This is a genomic window from Catellatospora bangladeshensis (genome assembly GCF_016862575.1).
GTDB lineage: Bacteria > Actinomycetota > Actinomycetes > Mycobacteriales > Micromonosporaceae > Catellatospora > Catellatospora bangladeshensis.
In genome coordinates, this window is the sequence record NZ_BONF01000084.1 from 1 (window position 1) to 4,047 (window position 4,047).

At 68.9% G+C, this 4,047-nt stretch carries 3 protein-coding genes; 2 read left to right on the forward strand and 1 reads right to left on the reverse strand.

Features of this window, described 5'->3' with window-relative positions:
• Both Cba03nite_RS39280 and Cba03nite_RS39285 read left to right on the forward strand, forming a co-directional pair.
• Positions 1-1,811: family 43 glycosylhydrolase (locus Cba03nite_RS39280; protein WP_203757645.1), on the forward strand; the 1,811-nt coding region annotated here is incomplete at its 5' end.
• Between the two features lie 215 nt (positions 1,812-2,026).
• A complete protein-coding gene (locus Cba03nite_RS39285) occupies positions 2,027-3,616 on the forward strand; it encodes a glycoside hydrolase family 27 protein (RefSeq protein WP_239126355.1) in 1,590 nt (529 codons plus the stop codon).
• Positions 3,617-3,838: 222 nt separating this feature from the next.
• On the opposite strand, the gene Cba03nite_RS39290 is transcribed toward Cba03nite_RS39285, so the two are convergent.
• On the reverse strand, positions 3,839-4,047 hold a 209-nt coding region (locus Cba03nite_RS39290), incomplete at its 5' end, for an RICIN domain-containing protein (RefSeq protein ID WP_203757649.1).

Consider the following 4,047-nt stretch of genomic DNA (forward strand, 5'->3'; position numbering starts at 1 on the left):
GGATCAAATCCCGCCACTCCGGCAAGGTCCTCGACGTCTACAACTTCTCCACCGCCAACGGCGCGTCCGTCGTGCAGTGGACCGACGGCAACGGCACCAACCAGCAGTGGCGGCTGGCCGACTCCACCGACGGCTACGTCCGGTTCATCAACCGCAACAGCAGCAAGGCGCTCGAAGTGCAGGGCGCCTCGACGGCCGACGGGGCCAACATCGTCCAGTACGACGACTGGGGCGGCAACAACCAGCAGTGGCAGCTCGTCCGCGTGGGCAGCAACCCGACGCCGAGCGCGTCGTCGTCGCCACCGCCGCCCACCGGCACCTACGCCAACCCGGTGCTGTGGCAGGACTTCGCCGACATCGACATCATCCGCGTCGGCGACGCCTACTACTACTCCGCGTCGACCATGCACTACTCCCCCGGCGCACCCATCCTGCGCTCCTACGACCTGGTCAACTGGGAGTTCGCCGGGCACTCGGTGCCGGTGCTCGACCACTCCAGCGCGTACAACCTCAGCGGCGGGCGCGCCTACGTCAAGGGCATCTGGGCCTCGACACTGAACTACCGCCCCTCCAACAGCACCTTCTACTGGATGGGGTGCATGGAGTTCAACAAGACCTACGTGTACACCGCCAGCACCGTCGAAGGGCCGTGGAGCAAGCGGTCCACCATCAACAACTGCTACTACGACGCCGGCCTGCTCGTCGACGACAACGACAAGATGTACGTCGCCTACGGCAACAGCAACATCAGCGTCGCCGAGCTGTCCGCCGACGGGCTCAGCCAGGTCCGCACGCAGCAGGTGTTCACCACCCCGTCGAGCGTCGGCACCCTGGAGGGCGCCCGCTTCTACAAGCGCAACGGCAGCTACTACATCTTCCTCACCCGCCCCGCCAACGGGCAGTACATCCTGAAGTCGTCCAGCCCGTTCGGGCCGTACACGATGCAGCAGCTCCTGCTCAACCTGCCCGGCCCGGTCTCCGGCGGCGGCGTCCCCCACCAGGGCGGCCTCGTCCAGACCCAGAACGGCGCCTGGTACTACATGGCCTTCGTCGACTCCTACCCCGGCGGGCGCATCCCCGTGCTCGCGCCGGTCACCTGGACCGCCGACGGCTGGCCGCAGCTGCAGCTCGTCAACGGGGCCTGGGGCGGCACGTACCCCAAGCCGAATCTGCCCGCGCCGCCGCGCCAGGTCAAGCCGATGATCGGCAGCGACACCTTCACCGCGAGCACGCTGGGCCCGCAGTACGAGTGGAACCACAACCCGGACAACACCCGCTGGTCGGTCGGCAGCGGCCTGCGCCTGCAGACCGCGACCGTCACCAACGACCTCTACAACGCCCGCAACACACTGACCCACCGCATCCAGGGACCGACCTCGACCGCCACCATCGAGCTGGACTACTCGACCATGCGCGACGGCGACCGGGCCGGTCTGGCCATGCTGCGAGATTCCTCGGCATGGATCGGCGTCAAACGGGACAACGGCACCACACGGGTGGTCATGACCAACGGGCTGACCATGGACGGCAGCTGGAACACCACCGGCACGGGCACGGAGAACGCCTCCGCGGCGGTGTCCGGGGGGCGGATCTGGCTGCGCGTCAACGCCGACATCCGCCCCGGCAGCGGACGCCAGGCCCGTTTCTCCTACAGCACCGACGGCACCAACTTCACCTCGCTGGGCTCGGCGTTCACGCTGAACAACGCCTGGCAGTTCTTCATGGGCTACCGGTACGCGATGTTCAACTACGCCACCCAGGCCCTCGGCGGCGCGGTGACCGTGCGCAAGTTCGACATCACCACGCCATGACCGAGCCCGTTCCGGCAGCACACCGGCATCCACGCAGTTAGGCACCGTCGCCCAGGCGAGGGCAGCCGGTGCGGAGTCATCGCTCCGCACCGGCTGCCCGGCATGCCGTATTCCCACCACGTCAAAGCGCACCCACCGTGCGAACCCGAGGAGACAACATGAATCCGCGTCACCGGCCCCGCCACTGGCTGGCGGCGATCGCCGCCGGCCTGCTCATGGCCGCAGCAGCCGTCAGCCTGCCCGGCACCGCCGCACAGGCCCTGGACAACGGCGTCGGCCGCACGCCGCCGATGGGCTGGAACTCCTGGAACACGTTCGGCTGCAACATCAGCGAAGCCCTCATCCGCCAGCACGCCGACGCCATGGTCAGCAGCGGCATGCGCGACCTGGGCTACCAGTACGTCGTGGTCGACGACTGCTGGTTCAACCCCAACCGGGACTCGGCCGGCAACCTGCAGGGCGATCCGACCCGCTTCCCCAGCGGGATGAAGGCCCTCGGCGACTACCTGCACGCCCGCGGGCTCAAGTTCGGCCTCTACCAGGTCCCGGTCGACAAGACCTGCGCCCAGTACTTCGGCTCCTACCCCGGCGCCACCGGCAGCCAGGGGCACGAGGCCCAGGACGCGCGGCAGTTCGCGGCCTGGGGCGTCGACTTCCTCAAGTACGACTGGTGCTCGCCCAACGGCACCATCGACCAGCAGGTGGCGACCTTCGCCAAGATGCGCGACGCGCTCGCCGCGACCGGCCGGCCGATCCTCTACAGCATCAACCCCAACAGCATCCACGCCAAGACCGGCCCCCTGCGCAACTGGGGCGACGTCGCCAACATGTGGCGCACCACCGAGGACATCACCAACGCCTGGAACACCGGCCAGACCAACGGCTACCCGATGGGCATCCAGAACATCGTCGACGTCACCGTGCCCCTGGCCTCGTACGCCCGGCCCGGCGGTTTCAACGACCCCGACATGATGGAGGTCGGCCGCGGCGGCATGACCGACACCGAGATGCGCAGCCACTTCGCCCTGTGGGCGGTCATGGCGTCGCCGCTCATCGCCGGCAACGACCTGCGCTCCATGTCCTCGGCCACCCAGACCATCCTGAAGAACGCCAACCTGATCGCCATCAACCAGGACACCCTCGGGCTGCAGGCGACCCAGGTCGCCAACGACGGCACCCGCCGCGTGCTCGCCAAGCGCCTGGCCAACGGCGACGTCGCGGTCGCCCTGTTCAACCAGGGTTCCGCCACCACCACGGTCTCCACCACCGCCGCCGCGATCGGGAAGTCCGGCAGCTCGTTCACCCTGCTCGACGCGTGGACGAACGCCACCAGCACCACCAGCGGCACGATCAGCGCGAGCGTCCCCGCACACGGCACGGTGGTGTACCGGGTCAGCGGCGGCGGCACCACCACGCCGCCCCCGGCCACGACGACCACGCTGGTGAGCGCGGCCTCCGGGCGCTGCCTGGACGTCCCGCAGAGCAACACGGCCAACGGCACCCAGCCGGTGATCTGGGACTGCAACGGCCAGGCCAACCAGCAGTGGACCGTCAGCGGGGCGACGCTGCAGGCGCTGGGCAAGTGCCTCGACGCGCCGCTGAACGCCACGGCAGGGGCCAAGGCACAGCTCTGGGCTTGCAACGGGGGCGCCAACCAGCAGTGGAACCTCAACACCGACGGCACGATCAGCAACCGCCAGTCGGGGCTGTGCGTCGACGTCAACGGCGCCGCCACCGCGAACGGCACGCTGGTGATCCTGTGGACGTGCACCGGCGCGGCGAATCAGCGCTGGACCCGGCGCTAGCCGGGACGGCGGACCTGCGGGGGGTAAGCCGGTGATCGGCTGAAGGGCCGCGACGCCCGGGCTCCCGGCGCCGCGGCGGACTAACCGTAACGTCGTCATACGTCACATGTCAATCTATCGATGTGCGTCAGACTGACGCACATGAGCGGCCGGGGGCGACTCACGCCCCCGGCCGCTCGCGTCAGCACACGACTGCCATGCCCACGCGGCCGTGCCGCCGGTTCACTGCGAAACGAGGCTGAACCGCTGGTTGGCCTGGCCGCTGCAGTCGTATAGCTGGACCCGGGCGCCGTTGGCGGTGCTCCACACGTCCAGACACCGGCCCGACTGCACGCCGGTGATGGTGCCGTTGGCGTTGAGGTTCCACTGCTGGTTGGCCTGGCCGTTGCAGCTGTAGATCTGGATCTCCGAGCCGTTGCCGGAGCCTGCGG

Coding starts and splice junctions, on each gene's coding strand:
- Cba03nite_RS39285 (WP_239126355.1), top strand. CDS start 2,027: ATGGCCGCAGCAGCCGTCAGCCTGCCCGGCACCGCCGCACAGGCCCTG.